Here is a 25857-nt window from a genome sequence, read left to right as displayed (position 1 = left end):
GCCTACTTTTAAGGAAGGACAGGGGGTTTTTAGTTTTTGAGAGTTGATGGACGAGTACATAATCAGATAAGGCCGATTCAGTTTGAAGTGAATTATATCAAGCACCCTGAGGGGTCGGTATTAATTACGATTGGGGATACAAAGGTTATTTGTAATGCGAGTATTGATGATAGGGTGCCTCCTTTTATAAGGGGGTCTGGTAAGGGGTGGATTACAGCGGAATATTCTATGCTTCCAAGAGCAACTGAGCAACGGAATATGAGAGAGTCCACTAAAGGAAAAATCTCTGGACGAACGATGGAAATTCAGCGTTTAATTGGGCGTGCATTAAGATCAGTGGTTAATCTTGAACAGCTCGGTGAAAAAACAATATGGATTGATTGTGACGTTATTCAAGCGGATGGTGGTACAAGGACTGCTTCGATAACGGGTGCTTTCGTAGCGATGGTCCTTGCTGTACATAAAATCTATAAAGATAAAAAAATGGGTGTATTTCCAATCACAGACTATTTAGCAGCTATTTCAGTGGGAATTGATCCTGAAAAAGGGGCAATCCTTGATTTAAATTACATAGAAGACTCGGCTGCAAATGTTGATATGAATGTTGTGATGACAGGAGCGGGGGAGTATGTTGAGCTTCAAGGAACGGGAGAAGAATCCACCTTTTCAAGACAGCAGTTACAAACATTATTAGAATTAGCCGAAATAGGGATTACTGAGTTGATTCAGGCCCAGAGAGCTGCATTAGGAGATTTAGTAGACTTAATTGGAAAGAAGGAGTCTTAACGTGAAGGAAATAATGATTGCTACTAAAAATAAAGGAAAAGTTAAGGAATTTAGGGATTTATTTGCAAGCAAAGGAATAGACGTAAAATCACTGGTCGACTATCCTAATATAGAGGATATAGAAGAAACGGGCACTACATTTGCAGAAAATGCTCAAATAAAAGCAGAAGCTATTACTAAAAAGCTCCACATACCTGTTATAGCAGATGATTCTGGACTTGCTATTGACTATCTTGATGGCAGACCGGGCGTCTATTCAGCAAGATATGCTGGTGAGCATAAAAATGATGTGGATAATCTTAATAAAGTATTAGAAGAATTAAAAGGAGTTCCCGATGAAAAAAGATCGGCTAGATTCCATTGTGCACTAGCTTTGGCAATTCCTGGAGAAAAAACGGAAATTGTAGAGGGGACCTGTGAGGGTGTTATTACAGATAAGCCTGTTGGGGAAAATGGATTCGGCTATGACCCAATCTTTTTTGTGCCTGTTAAGGGCAAAACAATGGCTGAATTATCAAAAGATGAGAAAAACCTTATCAGCCATCGTGGGAATGCACTTAGAAAGCTAGACGAGCTTTTAAAAGATCGTGAGGAGTTTCAAAGATGAAGGTATTAATTTTGAGTGACAGCCATGGATTAACAAAGGAATTACTCGACATTAAGGAGAGGCATAAGAATGATGTTGAGTTTATGTTCCATCTCGGGGATTCTGAGTTGTCATCTCAATCAGAAGAAATGAGTGGATTTTCAGTAGTCAGAGGAAATTGTGATTTTGACTCTAACTATCCGAACGATATGATTGTTCTTTTAAATGGGCTAAAGGTATACTTGACACATGGTCATTTGTATAATGTAAAGATGTCATTAATGAATTTATCCTATCGTGCTAGAGAAGTCGGCGCATCTATTGTTTGCTTCGGACATTCACATATTGCAGGAACTGAATTAATTGATGGTGTTTTATTTATTAATCCAGGTAGTTTCCGATTGCCAAGAATGCGTAAAGAAAGAACATATGTAATAGTAGAGGTTGATAATAATCAAGCTGATGTTGTCTTTTATGATTGTGAAGGAAATATTGTTGAGGAGTTATCAACCAAGGTAAACTTATGATACAATAGCGTAGGGAGTAAAAAAATACTCCCTTTTAAAACTTTTTCTTCAAAATGTGTTGACATCTGATTCCTATCTGACTATAATAAAAAATGTCGCTAATAACTTAGCGGAAAAATTTAAAATGTCCCAGTAGCTCAGCAGGATAGAGCAACGGCCTTCAAGAAAATAGGAGCCTCTATAAGGAAAGAAGAACTTATAGAGTGGACGACACTATATCGGTGAAGCCTTAACAGTTTTTAGCTGATGGTAATACCGAGGAAACTTATGTCTTGCATTAGACTGAGGAGATTCGAATGATCATGTAAATTGATGGTAGAAACTCCAAAGAATAATCTTCAAGTGATTATCATGAGGTTCCGTAGAGACTACACGTGTCGCACCTGAAATGGTGAAGATATAGTCCAGACTACAAACAACTATTGTTGGTGGCGAAAGTCATAGTGGTAAGCTAAGCCGTCGGTCGGGAGTTCGAATCTCTCCTGGGACGCTAATAGGTAAAATTGGATACGATAAGATATCCGGAAAACACGTTAAATCGTTGATATTTCAAGCGATTAGCGTGTTTTTTATTTTTCTAGAAATACGATAGAAAAAGGTGAGTTATCAAACCGTTTAACACATTTTTTACGCAAGAATAAACCCAAAATTACATGAAAGTATATATTAAGGTTTAATTAGGTGGCATAACCATTCAGATTTTAATCCTCCTCAGTTTTTTTAAGTGATATCCCCAGGACCTATTGATGTACGGTTCAATAAGAAAGTTAACAAAAAAGTGGTTAATCCTTCTTAGAACAACGCACCTTTTCGTATGCACAAATATGCTTAGTTCCGCCTACAAATACAACAAACACATTAAGTAGACCAAAGCTTGTAAACACTTTAGTAAACTTTTACCGAAAATCTTTTAATCTTTCAGATCAACAAACAAATAACCAATCGGCAAAAGAAATGTATCAAAAAAATAGTGAGAAACTCCAGGAGGCACTTGAAAAAGTGACACCGTTTTTAAGCAATTAAAAGGGATAGGTTTCGCATTCTACCTTTTTATGCAGAAAGGACTTTGAAAGTAATAAATTTGACTTACATCAATTCTATGCCTTCTCTTTGGTCCAAAAAATGAAGCCTCCATGCCAAATGTACGAAAATATTAATGGAAATAGCTTTTTTCTATCTAAAAAGTGACTAAAAATTGCAAAGTCCTTCATATGTATATAACTGATTATTAACAAAGTTATGTATCGCATGTACAGCAGCAGGTTAGGAGACCTCTCTAAATTCCGATATACTGTTGACCTTGATAAACAAATAAACAAGAAATTGATATTTATTGTGTATATTTTCCCGACACCGATGAATGTTACTACTTGGACCCAAAGTTCTGCAATAAATCGTTAACTATAAGAGTAAAACATCCTAAGAATAATCAGGAAAAGAATGTTCACTTTGTTAAGGATTTTCGTAACCTCCCTTAGGCTAATTACCTAGCATAGCCATTTTACATACTTAATCACAAACACTTCTTTTCATGTAAATGAATTGAAGTGTTTTTTTATTTGTCCAATGGACTCATCTACAAACAAAAATTTTAGTATTACGTGCGATCAGATATTAAAGATTGACCTTGAAAGATTCCTACCTATATCGCATCCGAATCAATCATTTTCAGTCACGAAAATTTCAACAAATTCTTTCAATTCTAAAAACCGCGTCACTTCTGAGTTGTAAGCGGATTCAGATAGTTTATCAAATCAAAATAATCTAACAATTCTTTAAAATGGTGTTGACTCCGATAAAAAATGGGCGTAATATAGGCTCTAATATCAAATATTTTCTAGCAAAAAAAAATGAATAAGCAAATTATCAACTTAGAAAAGTCCTATCATAACTAACCCATCCTTTTACTAAAAAGGTGGAAGGTCATGGATTTGGATTATTTTTTGAACCTAAGTTTTCAATCATGTAAAGCGTTTATGTTTTTAGGTATTAAAGAAATACCTGTGGCATAAAGCTAATAGAAATGTAATTTAAAAATATTGAATATTCATAAACGTTGAAGAGGATAAGTAGTCTAACGTAAAGATATCAACAGAGAGCCGGTAATGCTGGAAGCCGGTGTTATCCCGTTGGATGAACTCACCTCAGAGTGTTAGCTTGAAACATTTGTAGTAGAGTTAACCGGGTGTTTGGTAACAGCTCACCCGTTATCAAAATGAACAACAAAAGTTGTTCCTGAGGTGGTCTTTTTTAGATCGCGAACAAGGGTGGTACCGTGAAAAGTGATAAATGCCTTTTCACCCCTTCGACCAAGAAATTGGTCTAGTGGGTGGATTGGCATTTTATTTTTTTAACATAATTAAGACCCGGTCTTAATTATGTTAAAAGCCTCTGGGAGGATGTCACGATTTTTCAAAGGGAATTTTTAGAGCAGTAAGATTCAAAGACAAAGTGCGCCACATCATGTGGCAACGTCTTTATGACCCACTTCCTGTGGGCCTAAAATCTGGCGATAATATGCCAAGGCATATTTGATTAAGAAAATTTAATTACTATAGGGAAGGGATGTAAGAAAAAATGGGCGTAAATGCAAAAGTGGAAGAAAAAACTAAAGCTTCTACAAAAATGAATGGTTCCCAAATGCTAATCGAAGCATTGAAACGGGAAAACGTAGAAGTCATTTTTGGATATCCTGGCGGTGCTGTACTAAACATTTATGATAGTTTATATGATTCAGGAATTTTTCATGTATTAACCAGACATGAACAAGGTGGTATACATGCAGCTGAAGGGTATGCGAGAATTTCAGGAAAACCAGGTGTCGTCATTGCAACTTCTGGACCGGGTGCAACAAATATTGTGACGGGATTAGCAGACGCGATGATTGATTCAATTCCACTTGTTGTATTTACAGGTCAGGTTGCTTCATCAGTCATTGGTTCAGATGCATTCCAGGAAGCAGATGTTCTTGGAATCACGATGCCAATTACAAAACATAGCTACCAGGTAAGGGAAGTAAAGGACTTACCAAAAATAATTAAAGAAGCATTTTATATTGCTACTTCTGGAAGACCAGGTCCTGTATTAATTGATATTCCAAAAGACATGACAGCAAATGAAGCGGTATTTGATTATGATCAAGAAATTCAGTTGCCAGGTTATCAGCCGACAATTCACCCAAATCATCTGCAAATTCGTAAGCTAGTTGAAGCAGTTAGTCAAGCGAAAAAACCGGTCATTCTTGCTGGTGCTGGGGTTATACATGCAAAAGCTGCAGACGAATTAAGAGAATATGTTGAACAACAAAATATTCCTTTAGCACATACACTTTTAGGTTTAGGTGGATTCCCAGCTGATCATCCATTATATCTAGGCATGGCAGGAATGCATGGAACATACTCAGCGAATATGGCTTTACATGAATGTGATCTATTAATCAGTATTGGAGCAAGATTCGATGACCGGGTAACTGGAAACCTGGAACACTTTGCTCCAAATGCAATAGTAGCACATATTGATATTGATCCTGCTGAGATTGGGAAAAACGTACCTACTAAGATTCCAGTGGTAGGGGATGCAAAAGAGGTTCTTAAAGCTCTAGTTCACCAAGATGGTAAACCTGGAGATTCCCGAGAATGGAGAGAAAAACTAGCTGGATGGAAAGAAGAATATCCACTTGTTTATAAACCATCAGAAGATGAATTAAAACCACAAAAATTAATAGAACTTATCTATAAATATACAGATGGGGAAGCAATTGTTACAACTGACGTTGGCCAGCATCAAATGTGGGCTGCCCAATACTATCAGTTTACAAAACCAAATCGTTGGGTAACATCAGGCGGACTTGGAACAATGGGCTTTGGCTTACCATCTAGTATCGGAGCACAGTTAGCTGAAAGGTCATCAACTGTGGTTGCCATCCTAGGAGACGGTGGATTCCAAATGACTTCCCAAGAACTTTCAGTCATTCATGAATTAAACCTACCAATCAAAATCATCATTCTTAACAACAAAGCTTTGGGAATGGTTAGACAATGGCAACAACTTTTCTATAAAGAGAGATACTCACATTCTCTGATTCCTAATCAGCCAGATTTTATGAAACTAGCTGATGCATATGGAATTAAAGGTTTGAGAGCTACAAATGAACAAGAAGCAGAGCAAGTGTTAAAAGAAGCTATCGAATACGCTGGACCGGTCCTTATGGACTTTAATGTGACGCCTTTCGAAAATGTATACCCAATGGTAGCCACAGGAAAGGGTCATCATGAAATGGTAGGTGTTAAACTGTGAAAAGAATCATCACATTACTAGTAAATAACCGCGCTGGTGTACTTAACCGAATCACTGGCCTGTTAACTAAACGTCATTACAATATTGAGAGTATTACAGTGGGACATTCCGAAACAGAGGGACTCTCACGAATGACATTTGTAATACATCTCGATGAAGAAACCGTTGTTGAACAAATCACAAAACAGCTAAATAAACAAATTGATGTTATAAAGGTCGTGGATATTACGAATCAAGCCATTGTGGCTAGGGAGCTTGCTCTCATTAAAGTAGCATCCAGTCCATCAAATAGAAATGAGATTTATAGCTTAATAGATCCTTTCCGGGCATCGATTATTGATGTAAGTAAGGAAAGCCTGGTTATCCAAGTTACAGGTGAATCAGAAAAAGTCGAAGCTTTAATTAACCTCTTAAAGCCATACGGAATTAAAGAAGTAGCCCGTACAGGCACAACTGCTTTCACAAGGGGTAACCAAAAGACAGCTTCAAATCCAAAGAATATTTCTATTGTTTAAATACGTTTCATCAACTAAAGGGTTTAATCACATTAACATACAAAACTTAATTCTAATAAGGGAGAGATTTTAAAATGACAAAGGTATATTATAACGGAGATGTAAATGATTCAGTTTTACAAAATAAGAAGGTTGCTATCATTGGTTACGGTTCACAAGGACACGCACATGCACTGAACTTACGTGAAAGTGGTGTTGATGTAATTGTTGGTCTACGTCAAGGAAAATCTTTTGAACAAGCAAAAAATGATGGACTACAAGTTTATTCAGTTCGAGAAGCTGCTGAGCAAGCGGATGTAATTATGGTATTACTACCAGATGAAAATCAACCAAAGGTATATAAAGAAGAAATCGAACCAGGATTAGAGCCAGGAAATGCATTAGTATTTGCTCATGGTTTTAACATTCACTTTAGCCAAATCGTACCACCAAACTTCGTAGATGTTTTCCTAGTAGCTCCAAAAGGCCCGGGACATTTAGTACGTCGTACATTCACTGAAGGTGCAGGGGTTCCAGCATTAATTGCGGTTGAACAAGACGTAACTGGAAATGCAAAAGAGGTTGCACTAGCATATGCGAAAGGAATTGGAGCAGCTAGAGCGGGTGTTCTTGAAACGACATTTAAAGAAGAAACTGAAACAGATCTATTTGGTGAACAGGCGGTATTATGTGGTGGTACCACTGCATTAGTTAAAGCAGGATTCGAAACATTAGTAGAAGCTGGATACCAACCAGAAGTTGCTTACTTTGAGTGTCTACATGAATTAAAACTAATCGTTGATTTAATGTACGAAGAAGGTTTAGCTGGAATGAGATATTCAATCTCTGACACAGCTCAGTGGGGCGATTTCGTAACTGGACCACGTATTGTAAATGACAGTGTGAAAGCTGAAATGAAGGAAGTATTAAAGGATATTCAAACAGGTAAGTTTGCAAAAGGTTGGATCCTTGAAAATCAGGCGAATCGTCCAGAATTTAACGCAATTAACAAAATTGAAGCTGAACATCAAATTGAAGTAGTTGGTAAGAAGCTTCGTGCAATGATGCCATTCGTCAAACAAAGACAAGTGAAAGAAGTGGTGGGTGCCCGTGCGGAAAATTAATATTTTTGACACTACATTAAGAGATGGAGAACAGTCTGCTGGAGTAAACTTAAACCTACATGAAAAACTTGAAATTGCTAAGCAACTGGAACGACTCAATGTGGATGTTATGGAGGCCGGATTTCCAGCTGCCTCTGAAGGTGATTTCCAGTCAGTTAAACAAATTGCTGATATCATCAAAAATGTTTCCGTAACAGGACTTGCACGAGCTGTACAAAGTGATATTGATGCAGCTTGGGGAGCATTGAAGGGAGGAGCGGAGCCTCGTCTCCACACCTTCCTTGCAACTTCCCCGATTCATAGAAAATATAAGCTTAAGCAGACAAAAGAACAAGTAATTCAAACAGCTGTGGATAGTGTTAAATATGCTTCTCAATTCTTCCCAATTATCCAATGGTCTGCGGAAGATGCGAGCAGAACAGAATTAGACTTCTTAGCAAAAATCATCAAAGAAGTAATAGATGCTGGAGCAAATGTGATTAATCTACCGGATACAGTTGGGTATGGTACTCCAGAAGAATACGGCAAAATGTTTACCTATGTACTAGAAAACGTACCGAATATAGATAAAGTTATTTTATCAACTCACTGTCATGATGATCTTGGAATGGCAGTTTCCAATTCATTATCAGCTATTGAACATGGTGTGTTACAAGTAGAAGGAACCATTAATGGAATTGGGGAAAGGGCAGGTAATGCCTCATTAGAAGAGGTTGCAGTTGCACTCCATATTCGTCAGGACTTCTACCAAGCACATACTCGATTAAAGTTGGATGAAATCAAGCGTACAAGTGATTTAGTTAGTAAATTAACAGGTATGATTGTTCCTCCAAACAAAGCTGTTATTGGTAGAAATGCTTATGCACACGAATCAGGTATTCACCAAGATGGTGTGTTAAAGGAAAAAACGACCTATGAAATTATCACTCCAGAGTTAGTAGGGGTGAAATCAAATTCAATGGTGCTAGGAAAGCATTCAGGTAGACACGCATTTCGTAATCGTATTTTAGAATTAGGCTACACATTAGATGACCAAGAAATTAATCGCGTATTTAAGCTATTTAAAGATTTAGCAGATAAAAAGAAAGAAATTACTGATGATGATTTAGTTACATTATTAGTTAATGAAAAGGTAGCAAACGTGGAGGATACGTATCAATTAACCTCTATGCAGGTTCAATACGGTACAAACCAAATCCCTACTGCAACCATCACCTTAACAGATCGTGAAGGTAACCAAATCCAAGAGGCTGCTACAGGATCAGGAAGTGTTGAAGCACTTTACAATACACTCGAACGCTGCTTCGGTATTTCAATAACATTAGATGATTACCGAATCCAATCTGTTGGCGCAGGGCGTGACGCACTTGCAGAGGTATTTGTAAAAGTAAAACATGAGAATGTTGAAAGCAGTGGAAGAGGCTCTGCACAAGACGTGTTAGAAGCTTCTGCAAGAGCATATGTGAATGCAGTAAATAGACTTATAACAGTTGAAAAGAATAAGAAGCTACTTGAAAAAGTTGGAGTTTAAACTTTTAAATTTACTATTTTCAGTGTAGATAAGATAAAAGAGGAGGAGTCAATATGAAGAAGAGTATTGCCGTACTTCGTGGAGATGGCGTTGGCAAAGAAGTGACTAAAGGGGCAATCGAAGTGTTGAAGGCTGTCGCCGGACAATACAATCATGAGTTTACATTTCAACACGCTTTAATAGGTGGTTCAGCAATAGACGCTGAAGGCACTCCTCTTCCGGCGGAAACACTGGAAGTATGTAAACAAAGTGATGCAGTATTGCTAGGGGCTGTAGGGGGTCCGAAGTGGGATTCTAACCCTCCACACTTACGTCCTGAAAAAGGATTATTACAAATTCGAAAAGCCTTAAACTTGTATGCGAATGTAAGACCGGTAACTTGTTTTAATAGCTTACTAGACGCTTCTCCACTTAAACAAGAAGTGATTGAAAATGCGGATTTCGTAATTGTCAGAGAGCTTACTGGTGGTCTTTACTTTGGAAAGCCAAGTGGTAGAAAGATTGAAGATGGCGAAGAAGAAGCTGTTGATACTCTTTCCTACAAACGCTCTGAAATGAAAAGAATCATTGAAAAAGCATTTGAAATGGCTATGACAAGAAGGAATAAAGTGACATCTGTAGACAAAGCTAATGTCTTGGAATCTAGCAGAATGTGGCGCGAGGTTGCTGAAGAAGTAGCTACTTCTTATCCAGAGGTTACATTAGAGCATATGCTAGTGGATAACGCGGCAATGCAACTAATCCGAAACCCTAGACAATTTGATGTAGTCGTTACTGAGAATATGTTTGGAGATATTTTAAGTGATGAAGCATCCATGTTAACAGGATCACTTGGCATGCTTCCTTCAGCAAGTTTATCGACGGATGGACCGAGTCTATTTGAACCAATCCATGGTTCTGCACCAGATATCGCTGGAAAGGATATTGCAAATCCAATTGCAACCATATTATCTGCTGCTATGCTTTTACGCTTATCTTTTGGATTAGAAGAAGAGGCAAAAGCTATAGAAAAAGCCGTGGATGATGTATTAGCTGCTGGTTATCGTACTGCAGATGTTGTTCAACCACAAGGAAATGCAATTTCAACAACAGAAATGGTAGAAAAAATTAAAGAGGCCTTAGTTGAGGACGGGGCGATTTCAAATATTATGTCTTGCTATGCATAGATTTATAAATTGCAAAGCTAGACCTGCTGATAGCTCGGTATATACCGAGCTTATCTTTTCAAAAAAAGTGAAAAAGGAGGATGAAGATACTAATGGCACCGAAAACGATTATAGAAAAAATATGGGATCAGCACGTTATCAATCATGAAGAGGGGAAACCAAACCTATTATACATTGACCTACATCTTGTCCATGAAGTAACTTCTCCGCAAGCCTTTGAAGGTTTACGTATAAAAAATAGAAAAGTCAGAAGGCCTGATTTAACATTTGCGACAATGGACCACAACGTACCTACTACAAGCGATCGCTTCCAAACAAAGGATGAGATAGCTGCTAAACAAATGAGTGCATTGGAGAAAAACTGTAAGGAATTTAACGTACCATTAGCAGATTTACACAGCCCAGAACAGGGAATTGTTCACGTTATTGGACCTGAGCTTGGATTAACACAACCAGGAAAAACAATTGTATGTGGGGATAGCCATACATCTACACATGGAGCATTTGGAGCATTAGCGTTTGGAATTGGGACAAGTGAAGTAGAACATGTTCTTGCAACCCAGACATTATGGCAACAAAAACCTAAAACCATGCAGGTAAATGTAGTTGGAACATTATCACCTGGCGTCTATGCGAAGGACGTTATTTTATCCATTATCCGTAAGTTTGGGATTGATTTCGGAACAGGACATGTAATCGAATATACAGGAGAAGCAATTCGAAACATGTCAATGGAAGAAAGAATGACCATTTGTAATATGTCAATTGAAGGTGGAGCGAAAGCTGGCTTAATAAGCCCAGATGAAACAACATTCTCCTATTTAAAGGGAAGAAAGCATAGCCCTTCAGGTGCAGCTTTTGATGCAGCTGTTGAAAGATGGAGAGCTCTTGCAACTGATGAGGGTGCTACTTTCGATGAAATTCTAGAAATTCATGCAGATGAAATCTTACCTACTGTTACATGGGGTACTAACCCATCTATGAGTATAACTATTGAGGATACAGTTCCATATCCAGAGGATTTTGATAAAGAAGTTGACAAGAAGTCTGCTCAGCGTGCTTATGAATATATGGAGCTTGCTCCTGGAACGCCGATTAATGAAGTAGAAATTCAACATGTATTTATTGGATCATGTACAAATTCACGAATTGGTGACTTACGCGAAGCGGCTGAAATTATCCGTGGTCAAAAGATATCTCCTAATGTACGGGCTTTAGTCGTTCCAGGATCTCAACAAGTGAAACAACAAGCGGAAAAAGAAGGTCTTGCTGATGTATTCCGTGACGCTGGCTTTGAATGGCGTGATGCTGGATGCAGCATGTGCTTAAGTATGAACCCAGACGTAGTTCCTGCTGGTGAAAGATGTGCTTCAACTTCAAACCGTAACTTCGAGGGACGACAAGGTAAGGGTGCACGTACACACTTAGTAAGTCCAGCAATGGCAGCTGCTGCAGCTATTTATGGGAAATTCGTAGATGTTCGTAAAATTCAAAAGGTAACAGCTGGGGAGGAGGCATAATTATGGAACCATTTATCACACATCAAGGTAAAGTTGCAGGAATGGATCGAAACAATGTGGATACCGACCAAATCATTCCGAAGCAATTTTTGAAAAGTATCGAAAGAACTGGGTTTGGAAAATATGCCTTTTTTGATTGGCGCTTCGAAGCTGACGGAAGCCCGAATCCAGATTTTGAATTAAATCGAAAAGAAAATGAGGGTGCGACGATTCTTGTTGTAAATGAAAACTTTGGTTGTGGTTCTTCTCGTGAGCATGCTCCATGGGCATTACAAGACTATGGATTTAAGGCAATCCTAGCTCCATCATTTGCAGATATTTTCTATAATAACTGCTTGAAGAATGGTATTTTGCCTATTGTATTAGAAAAAAGCGTGATCGAGTATCTTCTAAAAGAAGCGAATGCTGCTGACTATCAATGCACTATCTCATTAGAGGAACAAACAATAGTTGATTCAAAAGGCTTCAAAACAGAATTTTCAATTGATGCATACTGGAAGGAAATGTTGATCAATGGTTGGGATGAGATTGACAAGACTCTTTCCTATGAACAACAAATTAAAGAGTATGAAGTTAAAACTGCGAACTAATAATTCTAGACAAAGTCCATCAGACTTTGTCTTTTTTTGTATCCTATCATGGTATCACTATTGTTTTCTCTTTTTTTCATTGGTACACTAATAACTCAAGTAGAAAACGAGTTTGGGGTTGGAAAAACTCTATGGAAAAAAAGTTTAATGGTAAGAAGCAGGATAAAGTTGTTCCCTTTCCTCATCTAAAGGAAAGATTAATGGAAAAAGGTCTTGATGCATTAACCAATAAGCAATTTAAAGAAGCTTTAACTTTATTAATACAAGCTCAGGAACTTGAAGAGGGCAATCATGAAATAGAGCTTGGAATTGTCATCTGCCTTTTTGAACTAGGAGAATTAGAGCAAGCAAAAGAAAATTGTTTAGTTATGATGAAAGAAGATGTTGGGGACTATTTTCATGTCCTTCAAATCTACTTAACCATTCTCATTCAACTCGGACAATATAATGAAGTAAAAACAACAATAGAAGCTGTGCTTGATGAAGATTCAGTTCCTCCCGAGTATTTAGACAATCTGTCCCAGCTCTTAGAACTGAGTAAAAGAATGCTTTATTCTGATGAGGTGGAAAGAGAAGCTGAGAACACGAATCAGGATGTTATGGAACATCTACAACATGTTTTATATAATGAAGAATTTATCGGGAATCAAATAGCTACCATACAATCCATGAAGGAACTCAATGTACGGAAATACTTAGATATGCTGGTTCCATTTTTAGCTAATCCTAAAAAACATCCTGTTGTAAAAACGATGATATTGCAGTTGCTTGCAATGAATCAGGTGGATCGTGAGACAGAGGTTGAGAAGCTTGGGGAGACCCTTAAAGTTATCCCTTCAAAGTTAATTGATCCATCCATGTCACCTTTTGCAATTCAGGTTTTATCGATCTTGGAGGAACAATTGCAAAATGAGAATCCGACTCTATATGAAACAGCAAAAGAGATTTGGCTTCAGCATCTTTTTGTAATTTTTCCTTTTACATTAGATGATGAGAATCCAGCAACGTATGCTGCTGCTCTTCATTTATATAGTGCTGAACTTCACGGAATGGAGATTGAGAATCGAACACTTGAGCAAATCTATGGGATAAGTTTGTTTGAACTAAAACATGCTCTAGATATGCTAGAAAAGGTAGAGCGTTTTTCGTATATCGAATAAAAAATGGTAATCGAAGATATTATAATTTTGATTAGTTGGTTAAACTTTCTAACAATATAAAAATATTCTATATGTTGAAAGGTGACTATTCTATGTTATAATGTAATGGTTGTAAAATGCTAGTTTACCGACATATGGTAATAGTTATGAAATTTACATATCGGAAAAAATAGTTAGTAAATAGATAGTTGGAGGGAAAGAATTATGTCCGCAAAGTTTGAAAAATTAGAAGGAAACCAAGGTGTCTTAACTGTAGAGGTTGACGCAGAAACATTTAACCAAGGACTTGACGAAGCTTTCAAAAAGGTAGTAAAGCAAGTTAACGTACCTGGGTTCCGTAAAGGTAAAATGCCTCGTGGAATGTTCGAAAAGCGTTTTGGTGTTGAATCACTTTACCAAGATGCATTAGATATTATTCTTCCAGATGCATATGAAAATGCAATCAAAGAAACTGGTATTGAGCCAGTTGATCGTCCAGAAGTTGACGTTGAACAAATCGAAAAAGGTAAAAACCTTATTTTCACTGCTAAAGTAACTGTTAAGCCAGAAGTTAAACTTGGTGACTACAAAGGTCTAGAAGTTGAAAAGCTTGAAGAAACTGTTACAGATGAAGAAGTTGATGCAGAAATCAAACAATTACAAGAGCGCAATGCAGAACTTGTTGTTAAAGAAGAAGGTACTGTAGAAAATGGCGACACTGTTGTAATTGATTTCGAAGGTTTCGTTGATGGAGAAGCATTCGAAGGTGGAAAAGCTGAGAACTATTCATTAGAAATTGGTTCTGGTTCATTCATTCCTGGATTCGAAGAACAATTAGTTGGTATTGCTACAGGTGAAGAAAAAGACGTTGAAGTTAGTTTCCCTGAAGAATACCATGCTGAAAACCTAGCAGGTAAGCCAGCAACTTTTAAAGTGAAAGTTCACGAAATCAAAGCAAAAGAACTTCCAGAGCTTGATGATGAGTTTGCAAAAGATGTAGACGATGAAGTTGAAACATTAGATGAATTAAAAGCTAAAACTAGAACTCGTTTAGAAGAGACTAAGAAGCGTGACGCTGAAAATAGCCTTAAAGATACATTAATCGAAAAAGCATCAGAAAATGCTGAAATCGATATTCCAGAGGCAATGGTTAATACTGAATTAGACCGCATGCTACGTGAATTTGAACAACGTTTACAAATGCAAGGCATGAACCTTGACCTATACTTCCAATTCTCTGGTCAAGACGAAAATGCTTTACGTGAACAAATGAAAGAAGATGCTGGCAAGCGCGTTCGTGATAACTTAACTTTAGAAGCGATCGCAAAAGCTGAAAACATTGAAGTGACTGAAGAGGAAATCAATGCAGAGTTAGAAAATATGGCAACAATGTATGGCGTTTCTGCTGATGAGATTAAGTCAATGCTTGGTGGCTTAGATGGAATTACAGAAGATTTAAAAATTAGAAAAGCAATCGATTTTCTTGTAGAAAATAGCAAAAGTGTTGCATAATAATAAATAAGGGAATATCAAGGCGCGATATGATCGTGCCTTGTTTTATACCCAAAACTAAAAAGTTGTACATATGAATGCTTGTTCAAAAAGCAGGATGAAGAGGACCGAGATTTTCAAGGCGGTGCAGCTTTGAGTACCGGAGCGAGGCAACTGCTTGAGTTAACTCCCTTGCAGCCTTGTGCTGAGGAATTGACTTCGTGAATAAACTAGTAGACGCAAGCGCATAACCGAGTTATTCACCGTATTCTCGGAACAATGTACTCAGAAAATCGATGCGTCATATTCACCGCACTTTTTGAACTACCTAACAATAAGCATTTTGTAGTAGTTTTAATCTAAAGAAAAAGGGAACACTGAAAAAGGAGGGGCGAAGTCAGCACATATTTCACTAGTTGTTTTTAAGACCACACATAACTTACATAATGAGCGCGAGAGTTATTATTACCATTCTGAAGAAGAAATATGGTACAATGTGCATTACATAATTAGATAATGGAACTGACGGTAATGGCCAAAGTTCAAACAAGATTGCCTATGTAATAGGTGTACGAGAAGCGAGAAGATCGAGGAAACAATTGAGGAAGCACCGGTGCGTATTTAAATGTACGTGAGGATGCTGACGACTAGTGGTGACGATGAGATCCGACGCTTATCGAAGCCGTAGGGGCTTAGTGTAGAGAGAAAGAAACAAATAAGGGGTGACATGATGTTTAAATTTAATGATGAAAAAGGGCAACTTAAGTGTTCTTTTTGCGGGAAAACCCAAGATCAAGTTCGAAAGTTAGTTGCAGGTCCTGGCGTTTATATATGCGATGAATGTATTGAATTATGTACTGAAATCGTTGAAGAGGAACTAGGTACAGAGGAAGAAGTTGAATTTAAAGATGTACCTAAACCAAAAGAAATAAGAGAAATCCTAGATGAATATGTGATAGGTCAAGATGCAGCGAAAAAGTCATTAGCTGTCGCTGTATATAACCACTATAAGCGTATTAATTCAAACAGCAAAATTGATGATGTTGAATTATCAAAAAGTAATATCTGTATGATTGGGCCAACTGGTAGTGGTAAAACATTATTAGCGCAAACTTTGGCTCGTATTTTAAATGTACCATTTGCGATTGCGGATGCTACTTCATTGACAGAAGCTGGATATGTTGGAGAAGACGTAGAGAATATTCTATTAAAACTTATTCAAGCAGCTGATTATGATGTGGAGAAAGCTGAAAAGGGAATCATTTATATCGATGAAATTGATAAGGTTGCACGTAAATCCGAAAATCCATCAATTACTCGTGACGTTTCGGGTGAAGGTGTACAGCAAGCATTATTGAAAATTCTTGAAGGCACAGTGGCAAGTGTACCTCCACAAGGTGGAAGAAAGCACCCTCATCAAGAATTTATTCAAATTGACACTTCAAATATCCTATTTATTTGTGGTGGAGCTTTTGATGGAATTGAACAAATCATCAAGCGCCGTCTTGGTAAAAAAGTAATTGGATTTGGTTCTAACGTTGTGGAAGAAGAATTAGACCAAAAATCACTACTTTCTAGATCATTACCAGAAGATTTATTAAAGTTTGGTTTAATTCCTGAATTTATTGGCCGTCTTCCGGTTATTGCGAGCCTTGAACCTTTAGATGAGGACGCGTTGGTAGAGATTCTAACGAAACCAAAAAATGCTTTAGTTAAGCAATATCAAAAAATGCTTGAGCTAGATGAAGTCGAATTGGATTTCGAAGAGGATGCTCTCAAGGAAATTGCAAAAAAGGCAATTGAACGTAAAACAGGAGCACGTGGTTTGCGTTCCATTATCGAAGGAATTATGCTCGATGTGATGTTTGATCTTCCTTCAAGAGACGATATTAAGAAATGCATCATTACTGCGGAAACTGTATCAAAAAATACCTCTCCAAAGCTTTTATTGGATGATGGAACGGTTGTTGAAAACACAGAAATCTCCGCATAAGAAAAAATCCCGAGGCAACTCGGGATTTTTTTATTGAGTAATTTCCATTTTAATATTTAGATTTTTAGCATCCCTTTCATCAACCTGAGTGATTGTTTAAGTGCTTTTGTTTGGATCTGTTTCGTTTTCCGTTTTATTTACTTTCTGTTCTTGTGATTTTTTTGCTGACTGCTTCTCTTTTTCTGCTGAGCATCCTCCGAAAATAAGAATAGATGCTGAAAGAAAGGCTAGTAACTACCTTTTCTTCATATTTTCACACCTTCCATACTTACATATCTTACAGATAGTCAACTTTTATAAAATAGTCCTAAATAACCGGACCAATTTGTATAATATGTACTAATTTGATTTTATTCAGTACGTTATTTTAAGAGTTACGTAATAAATATAACGAAATGACCATTCAAAAATCCGTCAAATTTGGTTTATTCCACCTATACTCAGGAGATAATAGCAGATAGTAGTCTATCTTTGCGAGCAGGAGGAATAATATGAGTTGGACAGGTATTGTTTTATTCGTACAGCTATTTTTTGGAGTGATCATCGGACTTTACTTTTGGAATCTCCTTAAAAACCAGCGAACTCAAAAGGTATCTATAGATAAAGAGTCTAGAAAAGAAATGGAACAACTCCGTAAAATGAGGTCCATTTCCTTAACAGAACCTCTAGCTGAGCGAGTAAGACCAACTAGTTTTTCAGATATTGTTGGACAAGAGGATGGAATAAAATCATTAAAAGCAGCGCTTTGTGGACCAAATCCTCAGCACGTCATTATTTATGGACCACCCGGAGTAGGTAAAACTGCGGCAGCACGTCTTGTAATGGAGGAAGCAAAACGCAATGCAAAGTCTCCTTTTAAGCAATCAGCTGTTTTTGTAGAATTAGACGCGACAACCGCACGATTTGATGAACGTGGAATAGCGGACCCCTTAATAGGTTCTGTTCATGATCCGATTTATCAAGGAGCAGGTGCGATGGGGCAAGCAGGTATTCCTCAACCAAAACCAGGGGCTGTAACACATGCACATGGAGGCGTTTTATTCATCGATGAAATTGGAGAGCTGCATCCCATTCAAATGAATAAAATGTTAAAGGTATTAGAGGATCGCAAAGTATTTCTTGAAAGTGCTTATTATAGCGAGGAAAACACACAAATTCCTACACATATTCATGATATTTTTAAGAATGGATTGCCAGCTGATTTTCGAATGATTGGCGCGACAACACGCACACCTAATGAAATACCACCAGCGATTCGTTCCCGTTGCTTAGAGGTATTTTTCCGTGATTTAGATCAGGATGAATTAGCAATTGTAACAAGAAAAGCACTTGAGAAAGTTAAAATGCAGGCGACTGAAAAAGGGATTGCTACACTTGCCTCATATGCAAGGAATGGACGTGAAGTGGTGAATATGGTTCAAATCGCCGCTGGAATTGCAATTTCCGAGGATCGCGATTTTATTAAGGATGAAGATATAGAGTGGGTACTTCATTCAAGTCAGTTAACACCTCGTTATGATAAGAAGATATATCCAAGTGCAAGGGTGGGACTTGTTAACGGCTTAGCTGTATATGGACCTAACACTGGAGCATTGTTAGAAATCGAGGTCACCGTTATCCCTGCTAAAGATAAAGGAACGATCAATATAACTGGTATCGTTGAAGAAGAAAGTATTGGGGACCGTGGAAAGTCTGTTCGAAGAAAAAGTATGGCGAAGGGCTCCATTGAAAATGTCATTACTGTACTTCGTTCAATGGGCGTTCCTGCACATGATTATGACATCCATGTTAATTTCCCTGGGGGGATTCCAATTGATGGACCTTCTGCAGGGATTGCAATGGCTACCGGTATCTATTCTGCCATTCATAAATTCCCAGTCGATCATAAAGTTGCCATGACAGGCGAAATTAGTATTCATGGGAATGTAAAGCCAATTGGTGGAGTTGTGCCGAAAATTAAAGCAGCAAAACAAGCAGGAGCAAAAAAGGTCATCATCCCTCAAGAAAATATGCAATCAATCTTAAAGGAAATTGAGGGAATTGAAATTATTCCAGTTACCAATTTGGAAGAAGTCTTTGAGATTGCAATTGAAACACCTGAACGGCAAAAGCAATCCAAGCAATCAATCATTCCGGCTTCAACTAACTTTTCAAAAACAGAATCTGTCTAAATGTAAAACAGTTTAAAATAGAAAGACTTCGACATACTATAAAAAGAACGTCGAAGTCTTTTTATGTTTTTCATCTTTAATATAAAAATGAAAAATCCTCCAAAATAGACACTAGCTATCAAATAAGATAAAATTTACATTTAAGAACGTGTTCAAAAAGGAGGATGAAAAGGACCGAGAATTTCAAGGCGGCGCAGCTTTGAGTACCGGAGCGTATGCAGTTAATACGTGAGGAACGGAGAAGCAAGCCAACGCAGAAATTCGATGTGTCATTTTCACCGGACTTTTTGAACATCAACTTTAAGAACTATATTCAATTTTGAGGTGTATGCAATGACAAGAAAAAAAGAAATCATTGTTCCTCTTTTACCACTTCGCGGATTGCTTGTCTATCCAACTATGGTTTTGCATTTAGATGTTGGCCGTGAAAAATCAGTGCAAGCATTGGAAAAAGCAATGGTAGAAGACCATATCATTTTTTTAACAACCCAAAAAGATGTGGCTATTGACAATCCTACAGAGGATGATATCTATAATATAGGAACATTAACGCAAGTAAAACAAATGCTTAAATTACCAAATGGAACAATACGTGTATTGGTTGAAGGACTTTATCGCGCGGAAATTAAAGAAATATTTGACAAAGATACGTATTATTCGGTTAAAGTAAGAACATTTGAGGAAGACGAAACAAAGGATGTAGAATCTGAAGCACTTATGCGGATGATGCTTGAGTATTTCGAACAGTACATAAAGCTTTCTAAAAAGATATCGACTGAAACATATACGTCTGTTACTGATATTGAGGAACCAGGTCGAATGGCAGATATTATTGCCTCCCATATCCCTCTCAAACTGAAAGAAAAACAAGAAATTCTTGAAACGATTGATGTTCGAGCCAGAATGAATAAGGTCATTACTATCATCAATAATGAAAAAGAAGTCTTAAGTCTTGAAAAGAAAATTGGCCAACGTGTAAAGCATTCAATGGAAAGAACTCAGAAGGAATACTATCTGCGTGAACAAATGAAAGCTATTCAAAAAGAATTAGGAGATAAAGAGGGAAAAACAGGTGAGGTAACTACACTAAAGGATAAAATTGAAACAGCAGGAATGCCTGACCATATCGAGCAAGTCGCTTTGAAAGAACTTGACCGCTACGAAAAAATCCCACAAACTTCGGCAGAGAGCGCTGTAATACGGAATTATATAGAATGGCTTTTGTCATTGCCATGGACAAATGCAACGGAAGATCGACTAGATATTCACCATGCAGAGGAAATCCTTGAAAAAGACCATTTTGGGCTTGATAAGGTAAAGGAAAGAGTACTTGAATATTTAGCTGTTCAACAATTAACAAACTCTTTAAAAGGGCCAATTCTATGTTTAGCTGGACCTCCAGGAGTTGGTAAAACATCGTTAGCAAAATCAGTGGCAAAATCACTTGGTAGAAATTTTGTGCGGATTTCTCTAGGTGGTGTTCGTGATGAATCTGAAATCAGGGGGCACCGTAGAACATATGTAGGAGCAATGCCAGGGCGTATTATCCAAGGAATGAAAAAGGCCGGTACAATTAATCCTGTCTTTTTATTAGATGAAATAGATAAAATGTCCAACGATTTTAGAGGCGACCCATCAGCAGCCTTGCTTGAAGTATTGGATCCTGAACAGAACTTCAACTTTAGTGATCATTTTATTGAAGAGCCTTATGATTTATCGAAGGTTATGTTCATTGCTACTGCTAATAACTTGGCAACCATTCCAGGACCACTACGTGACCGAATGGAAATTATCACAATCGCTGGGTATACTGAGCTTGAAAAAGTCAATATCGCCAAAGATCATTTATTACCAAAACAACTTGAAGAGCATGGTTTGACAAAAGGTAAATTACAAATAAGAGAAGATGCTCTATTGAATATTATTCGTCATTACACAAGAGAAGCGGGAGTCCGTAGTCTAGAGCGTCAAATCGCGAAAATTTGTCGTAAGGTGGCTAAGATAATCGTTTCTGGTGAAAAGAAACGAGTTGTCATTACCGAAAAAAATGTAGTTGAATTTTTAGGGAAACCGATATTCCGTTATGGCCAAGCAGAAATCGAAGACCAGGTTGGAGTTGCTACTGGACTTGCGTATACAGCTTTTGGCGGAGACACTCTTTCAATCGAAGTATCGCTAGCACCTGGTAAAGGAAAGCTTGTCCTCACTGGGAAGCTAGGGGATGTCATGAAGGAGTCTGCTCAAGCAGCTTTTAGTTATATTCGATCTAAAGCACAAGAATTAAAGATTGATCCTGACTTTAATGAAAAAAATGATATCCATATTCATGTTCCAGAAGGTGCTGTTCCAAAGGACGGACCTTCAGCTGGGATTACAATCGCGACCGCACTAATTTCTGCTTTAACTGGTAAAGCTGTCAGCAAGGAAGTTGGGATGACTGGTGAAATTACCTTAAGAGGCCGTGTTCTCCCGATAGGTGGTTTAAAAGAAAAATCATTAAGTGCCCATCGTGCCGGTTTAACGAAGATTTTATTTCCAAAGGAAAACGAAAAGGATTTAGAGGACATCCCTGATAGTGTAAGAAATGATGTCGAATTTATTCCGGTTTCACATTTAGATGAAGTATTAAAACATGCGTTAATAGAGGAGAAAAAATGAAAGTTACAAGTGCAGAAATCGTTATAAGTGCTGTAAAGCCAGAGCAATATCCAGAAGGAGATCTTCCTGAATTTGCGCTGGCCGGACGCTCGAATGTTGGAAAATCTTCGTTTATTAATAAAATGATTAATCGTAAAGCGTTGGCACGTACATCATCAAAGCCTGGAAAGACGCAAACTTTAAACTTTTACCTGATTAATGAATTATTGCATTTTGTGGATGTTCCAGGGTATGGGTATGCAAAGGTTTCAAAAACAGAAAGAGCGGCATGGGGTAAAATGATTGAGAAGTATTTAACAACACGTGAACAGCTAAAAGCGGTTGTTTTGATTGTTGATTTACGTCACCCTCCAACCAATGATGATGTGTTAATGTATGATTTTGCGAAACATTACGAAATCCCTGTTATTGTTATTGCAACAAAGGCAGATAAAATTCCAAAAGGAAAATGGGATAAACACTTGAAGGTCGTTCGTGAAACATTAGAACTTGAGCCTGATGACCATATCATCAAGTTCTCATCAGAAACGGGATTAGGAAAAGAGCAGGCATGGACCGTCCTACAATCATATATGAACAATGAAAACAGTTAAAGCATATGCTTTAGCTGTTTTTTATTGATTAAACCAAGCTTGGCGAAACAAAGGACATTATGGAGAATTGGGGAGATATTAAGGCGATTTTACCGATTCGGTTATAAGCAAGGGATTGGCCTAATAAGATAGAAGAAATGTTAGGTACACTTTACTAGCCGGATTTTGGTAGCCGTTTTTAGTAGAAGTAGAAAAAGGGGGAAACAAAAATTGAAAACGAAACTCATTTCTTTTTTAGTTCTGATGTTGACGGTTGGTGTTTTGAGTGCTTGTGGAAGTGAAAAGTCATCTCAAACAGGGATGAAATTAGTTGAAGACGGAAAATTTACGTTTGCATCATCTGGAGAATACAATCCTTTTAGTGTTACAGATGGAGACGGTGTTATGACTGGGTTTGATATTGAAGTAGCAGAAGCAATTGCAAAAGAGCTAGGTTTAGAACCAGATCAAAAAAGATTTAAATTTAACAGTATTGTAGAGGGTGTGAAAACAGGACGTTTTGATGCTGCAGTTGCAAGTCATACGATTACAGATGAACGTGCAGAGCATGTTAATTTTTCAACACCATATTACTATTCAGGACCTCAGATATTCGTAAGACCTGACAGTGAAGTAGCAAGCCTAGATGATCTGAAAGGGTTGGAAATTGCTGTTTCAAAAGGTTCTACTTATGCAAAAACAGCTCAAGAAGTAACTGACAATGTCGTTCAATACGACAGTGATGTTACGGCATTGGAAGCTTTAGCAATCGGCAAGCATGATGCTGTTATTACTGACTTCTTAACGGGAAAAGAAGCTATCGGGAACGGTATAGAAATTGAGGGGAAAGATATTCTTGGTTTAAGCGAGCAGGCCGTAGCAGTGGCGAAGGACAATGAAGAACTATTGAAGAAAATAAATGAAGCACTAGATACATTAAGGGAAGACGGGACCCTAAAGAAAATTAGTGAAAAATACTTTAAAGAAGATATCACAACGAATCCAGAAGAATAGGTATCATCATAGAAACGAATGTGATTTTTTTCGCATTCGTTTCTTTTTCTAATAAGTACTTTGGAAAAAGGAGTTGAAGGTAATTGCCTGAATTTAGTCATATCATAGAACAGTTGATTGATTCGTATCCAGTATTTTTAAAAGGGATGCTACTTACATTACAAGTAACAATTGTTGCTATTTTCATCGCGGTTTTTATTGGTTTGTTTTTTGCATTCTTAAAAATCTCCGGGAAAACCATCCTCGTCAAGATTGCTGATTTGTATATTTATTTGGTAAGAGGAACCCCGTTGATCGTTCAAATCTTTGTCTTTTATTTTGGCTTATCAGCTTTAGATATATCAATGTTTTGGTCCGTAACACTAGGATTGGCATTCCATAATGGTGCATATATTGCTGAAATTTTTAGGGGTGCCATTCAATCCATTGATAATGGCCAAATGGAAGCGGGACAATCATTAGGAATGAGCAGGATTTTAACGATGCGAAGAATTATCCTACCTCAAGCGTTTCGTAGAGCAATACCACCCCTAGGAAATCAATTTATTATTGGATTAAAGGACTCATCACTAGCCGCATTTATTGGTTTAAACGAGCTCTTTAATGTATCAACAACATTGGGCTCAAACAATTTTGATTATATGACATATTTACTTATCGTTGCGATTTATTATTTAATTCTTGTCTTGATTTTTACTATTTTAGTTGGAATGCTCGAGAAAAAATTGGCGGCAAGCGATAAATAGGGGAAGGTGAAGTGAGTTGCAAAAGAAGGATATGATAAAAGTTGTCGATTTAAATAAATCATTCGGGGATTTACACGTGTTAAAAGATATTAACATGATTGTGAAAGAAAGTGAGGTTGTTTGTTTAATCGGAGCAAGTGGGTCTGGCAAAAGCACCTTGTTACGTTGTTTGAATTTCTTAGAATTAAAAGATAGTGGAGAAATCATAATTAATGATGAAAATATCGAGTCTAATAGCCATAACCTAAATGAAATACGGCAACGAGTTGGTATGGTGTTTCAACATTTTAATCTATTTCCCCATATGACGGTTCTTCAGAATGTGATTGAAGCGCCCACTCAGGTTAAAAGAATTCCGAAACAAGAGGCCATTGAGCAGGCAAAGGAGCTTCTTGCAAAAGTGGGATTGGCAGATAAAATGAATGTGTATCCGTCAAAATTGTCAGGTGGACAAAAGCAACGTGTTGCTATTGCTCGGGCATTAGCAATGAAACCCGAAATTATGTTATTCGATGAACCAACATCAGCCCTTGACCCAGAATTAGTCGGTGAGGTTCTAAATACAATGAAACAATTAGCAAATGAAGGAATGACCATGATTGTAGTTACGCATGAAATGGGATTTGCTAGAGAGGTTGCAGATCGAGTTATCTATATGCATGATGGGAAAATTGTGGAGGTCGGAAAGCCTAGGGACATATTTGAAAATCCGAAAGAACAGCGAACGAAGGACTTTTTGAACTCTATTCTTTAACAGAAAGATACGTATCTCAAAGACAAACTTTGAGATGCTATTTTTTTTTTATAAAAATAACCCACGGGACAAGTTCTTCGTGGGCAAATTGCATTTTGGTATAATTTACTTTTTCTTAATGAATAATAAATAAAAGCCGATTCCAATCACAAGGACGGGCCAATAGTTCAAAATAAATGAAAACCCACCTTCAAAAAAGCTTAACCATCCCATAAATCGGCTGTAGTTGAGAAACAATAATGAAATAAATAATAGAACAATACTAGGGAATAGCCCATTTTTTGTTTTAAAATATGTAAATAGCATTCCAAGACCAACAATAAGAAGCAAGGTACCCGGCTGTTTTGGCCAAAAGCTGAGTTGGTTGAGACTGTGAAAATGAAATCCAAATCCAACCAGAATTACTCCAGGTAAAACACTGCCTGGATTGTTTTCAAGATAAGCTTGAACGAGAAAGGCAATCCCGACAATGATGATGAGTGTTTGCCAAGAATAGAAGTTAGTAAATACTGGTATACCCAGTTGTTGTAGTAAGAGATAGCAACCAATCCCTAAAAGGATGATGCCAGAAAAGATATTATTTTTTTTCATATGATCCCCCGTGCTATTAACTTGATTTGACCCTATTTTTTTGTTAATGTAACGATTGAAGTCAAGATGATTAAATCATTTATATAACTGCCTTTATCATTATTATCT

The 25857-nt window shown here is 37.4% G+C and carries 21 protein-coding genes and 1 other annotated feature; of the genes, 20 read left to right on the top strand and 1 reads right to left on the bottom strand.

From position 1 onward, the window contains the following. The first annotated feature begins 36 nt into the window (after nucleotides 1-36). From rph to ACR65M_RS00540, 20 genes are all read left to right on the top strand, one after another. Nucleotides 37-786 (top strand): ribonuclease PH, encoded by a 750-nt coding sequence (gene rph, locus ACR65M_RS00635; RefSeq protein WP_341330697.1) that lies wholly within the window; start codon nucleotides 37-39, stop codon nucleotides 784-786. A gap of 1 nt (nucleotide 787) precedes the next feature. After that, a complete protein-coding gene (locus ACR65M_RS00630; protein WP_341330698.1) occupies nucleotides 788-1393 on the top strand; it encodes an XTP/dITP diphosphatase in 606 nt (201 codons plus the stop codon). Next, on the top strand, nucleotides 1390-1899 hold the full coding sequence (locus ACR65M_RS00625; RefSeq protein ID WP_440272277.1) for a metallophosphoesterase family protein: 510 nt from the start codon (nucleotides 1390-1392) through the stop codon (nucleotides 1897-1899). The genes ACR65M_RS00630 and ACR65M_RS00625 overlap by 4 nt, the downstream gene beginning before the upstream one ends. Before the next feature lie 1322 nt (nucleotides 1900-3221). Continuing rightward, entirely contained in the window at nucleotides 3222-3377 is a 156-nt protein-coding gene (locus ACR65M_RS00620) for a group I intron-associated PD-(D/E)XK endonuclease (RefSeq protein WP_341333511.1), read from the top strand. Nucleotides 3378-3946: 569 nt separating this feature from the next. After that, nucleotides 3947-4207, top strand: a binding site (T-box leader). 269 nt (nucleotides 4208-4476) lie between these two features. Continuing rightward, entirely contained in the window at nucleotides 4477-6195 is a 1719-nt protein-coding gene (gene ilvB / locus ACR65M_RS00615; protein ID WP_440272276.1) for an acetolactate synthase large subunit, read from the top strand. Beyond that, nucleotides 6192-6710 (top strand): acetolactate synthase small subunit, encoded by a 519-nt coding sequence (gene ilvN, locus ACR65M_RS00610; protein WP_121447671.1) that lies wholly within the window; start codon nucleotides 6192-6194, stop codon nucleotides 6708-6710. Before ilvB ends, ilvN begins: the two co-directional genes overlap by 4 nt. Nucleotides 6711-6784: 74 nt before the next feature. Beyond that, nucleotides 6785-7813 (top strand): ketol-acid reductoisomerase, encoded by a 1029-nt coding sequence (gene ilvC / locus ACR65M_RS00605; RefSeq protein ID WP_440272275.1) that lies wholly within the window; start codon nucleotides 6785-6787, stop codon nucleotides 7811-7813. Beyond that, nucleotides 7800-9344, top strand: coding sequence for a 2-isopropylmalate synthase (locus ACR65M_RS00600; protein WP_121447673.1), 1545 nt, complete (start codon nucleotides 7800-7802; stop codon nucleotides 9342-9344). The genes ilvC and ACR65M_RS00600 overlap by 14 nt, the downstream gene beginning before the upstream one ends. Nucleotides 9345-9397: 53 nt before the next feature. Then, nucleotides 9398-10510, top strand: a complete 1113-nt coding sequence (gene leuB, locus ACR65M_RS00595) for a 3-isopropylmalate dehydrogenase (RefSeq protein WP_440272274.1) — start codon at nucleotides 9398-9400, stop codon at nucleotides 10508-10510. A 92-nt stretch (nucleotides 10511-10602) separates the two neighbouring features. Further along, on the top strand, nucleotides 10603-12030 hold the full coding sequence (leuC, locus tag ACR65M_RS00590; RefSeq protein WP_440272293.1) for a 3-isopropylmalate dehydratase large subunit: 1428 nt from the start codon (nucleotides 10603-10605) through the stop codon (nucleotides 12028-12030). A 2-nt stretch (nucleotides 12031-12032) separates the two neighbouring features. After that, entirely contained in the window at nucleotides 12033-12620 is a 588-nt protein-coding gene (gene leuD / locus ACR65M_RS00585) for a 3-isopropylmalate dehydratase small subunit (RefSeq protein WP_121447676.1), read from the top strand. A gap of 131 nt (nucleotides 12621-12751) precedes the next feature. Next, the gene (locus ACR65M_RS00580; RefSeq protein WP_440272273.1) at nucleotides 12752-13780 is read left to right on the top strand and encodes a tetratricopeptide repeat protein; all 1029 of its coding nucleotides are present in this window, start codon (nucleotides 12752-12754) and stop codon (nucleotides 13778-13780) included. Between the two features lie 204 nt (nucleotides 13781-13984). After that, nucleotides 13985-15271, top strand: a complete 1287-nt coding sequence (gene tig / locus ACR65M_RS00575) for a trigger factor (protein WP_440272272.1) — start codon at nucleotides 13985-13987, stop codon at nucleotides 15269-15271. A gap of 709 nt (nucleotides 15272-15980) precedes the next feature. After that, nucleotides 15981-17243 (top strand): ATP-dependent protease ATP-binding subunit ClpX, encoded by a 1263-nt coding sequence (clpX, locus tag ACR65M_RS00570; RefSeq protein WP_099352083.1) that lies wholly within the window; start codon nucleotides 15981-15983, stop codon nucleotides 17241-17243. A gap of 491 nt (nucleotides 17244-17734) precedes the next feature. After that, nucleotides 17735-19414, top strand: a complete 1680-nt coding sequence (lonB, locus tag ACR65M_RS00565; protein WP_121447680.1) for an ATP-dependent protease LonB — start codon at nucleotides 17735-17737, stop codon at nucleotides 19412-19414. A 333-nt stretch (nucleotides 19415-19747) separates the two neighbouring features. Beyond that, nucleotides 19748-22072: an endopeptidase La gene (gene lon, locus ACR65M_RS00560; RefSeq protein ID WP_440272271.1), complete on the top strand. Its 2325-nt coding sequence runs from the start codon at nucleotides 19748-19750 to the stop codon at nucleotides 22070-22072. Beyond that, nucleotides 22069-22665 carry a ribosome biogenesis GTP-binding protein YihA/YsxC gene (gene yihA / locus ACR65M_RS00555; protein WP_440272270.1) on the top strand — a complete coding sequence of 199 codons (597 nt, stop codon included), beginning with the start codon at nucleotides 22069-22071 and terminating at the stop codon, nucleotides 22663-22665. The genes lon and yihA overlap by 4 nt, the downstream gene beginning before the upstream one ends. Before the next feature lie 243 nt (nucleotides 22666-22908). Continuing rightward, nucleotides 22909-23658 carry a transporter substrate-binding domain-containing protein gene (locus ACR65M_RS00550; protein WP_440272292.1) on the top strand — a complete coding sequence of 250 codons (750 nt, stop codon included), beginning with the start codon at nucleotides 22909-22911 and terminating at the stop codon, nucleotides 23656-23658. 83 nt (nucleotides 23659-23741) lie between these two features. Further along, nucleotides 23742-24404 (top strand): amino acid ABC transporter permease, encoded by a 663-nt coding sequence (locus tag ACR65M_RS00545; protein WP_341330714.1) that lies wholly within the window; start codon nucleotides 23742-23744, stop codon nucleotides 24402-24404. A 31-nt stretch (nucleotides 24405-24435) separates the two neighbouring features. Beyond that, nucleotides 24436-25158: an amino acid ABC transporter ATP-binding protein gene (locus tag ACR65M_RS00540; RefSeq protein WP_440272269.1), complete on the top strand. Its 723-nt coding sequence runs from the start codon at nucleotides 24436-24438 to the stop codon at nucleotides 25156-25158. 105 nt (nucleotides 25159-25263) lie between these two features. Here ACR65M_RS00540 and ACR65M_RS00535 read toward each other — a convergent pair whose 3' ends face one another. Continuing rightward, entirely contained in the window at nucleotides 25264-25749 is a 486-nt protein-coding gene (locus ACR65M_RS00535) for a LiaI-LiaF-like domain-containing protein (RefSeq protein ID WP_341330715.1), read from the bottom strand. Nucleotides 25750-25857 lie beyond the last annotated feature (108 nt).

The sequence above is a fragment of the Ferdinandcohnia sp. SAFN-114 genome (assembly GCF_059415045.1).
The sequence above is the reverse complement of the archived record's forward strand: the minus strand, read 5'-3'. Positions and strand labels throughout refer to the sequence as shown.

Excerpts from the sequence above, each read along its gene's own strand:
- ACR65M_RS00625 (WP_440272277.1), top strand. The coding sequence starts at position 1,390 with ATGAAGGTATTAATTTTGAGTGACAGCCATGGATTAACAAAGGAATTA.
- ilvB (WP_440272276.1), top strand. The coding sequence starts at position 4,477 with ATGGGCGTAAATGCAAAAGTGGAAGAAAAAACTAAAGCTTCTACAAAA.
- ilvC (WP_440272275.1), top strand. The coding sequence starts at position 6,785 with ATGACAAAGGTATATTATAACGGAGATGTAAATGATTCAGTTTTACAA.
- leuB (WP_440272274.1), top strand. The coding sequence starts at position 9,398 with ATGAAGAAGAGTATTGCCGTACTTCGTGGAGATGGCGTTGGCAAAGAA.
- leuC (WP_440272293.1), top strand. The coding sequence starts at position 10,603 with ATGGCACCGAAAACGATTATAGAAAAAATATGGGATCAGCACGTTATC.
- leuD (WP_121447676.1), top strand. The coding sequence starts at position 12,033 with ATGGAACCATTTATCACACATCAAGGTAAAGTTGCAGGAATGGATCGA.
- ACR65M_RS00580 (WP_440272273.1), top strand. The coding sequence starts at position 12,752 with ATGGAAAAAAAGTTTAATGGTAAGAAGCAGGATAAAGTTGTTCCCTTT.
- tig (WP_440272272.1), top strand. The coding sequence starts at position 13,985 with ATGTCCGCAAAGTTTGAAAAATTAGAAGGAAACCAAGGTGTCTTAACT.
- clpX (WP_099352083.1), top strand. The coding sequence starts at position 15,981 with ATGTTTAAATTTAATGATGAAAAAGGGCAACTTAAGTGTTCTTTTTGC.
- lonB (WP_121447680.1), top strand. The coding sequence starts at position 17,735 with ATGAGTTGGACAGGTATTGTTTTATTCGTACAGCTATTTTTTGGAGTG.
- lon (WP_440272271.1), top strand. The coding sequence starts at position 19,748 with ATGACAAGAAAAAAAGAAATCATTGTTCCTCTTTTACCACTTCGCGGA.
- yihA (WP_440272270.1), top strand. The coding sequence starts at position 22,069 with ATGAAAGTTACAAGTGCAGAAATCGTTATAAGTGCTGTAAAGCCAGAG.
- ACR65M_RS00550 (WP_440272292.1), top strand. The coding sequence starts at position 22,909 with ATGTTGACGGTTGGTGTTTTGAGTGCTTGTGGAAGTGAAAAGTCATCT.
- ACR65M_RS00540 (WP_440272269.1), top strand. The coding sequence starts at position 24,436 with ATGATAAAAGTTGTCGATTTAAATAAATCATTCGGGGATTTACACGTG.
- ACR65M_RS00535 (WP_341330715.1), bottom strand. The coding sequence starts at position 25,749 with ATGAAAAAAAATAATATCTTTTCTGGCATCATCCTTTTAGGGATTGGT.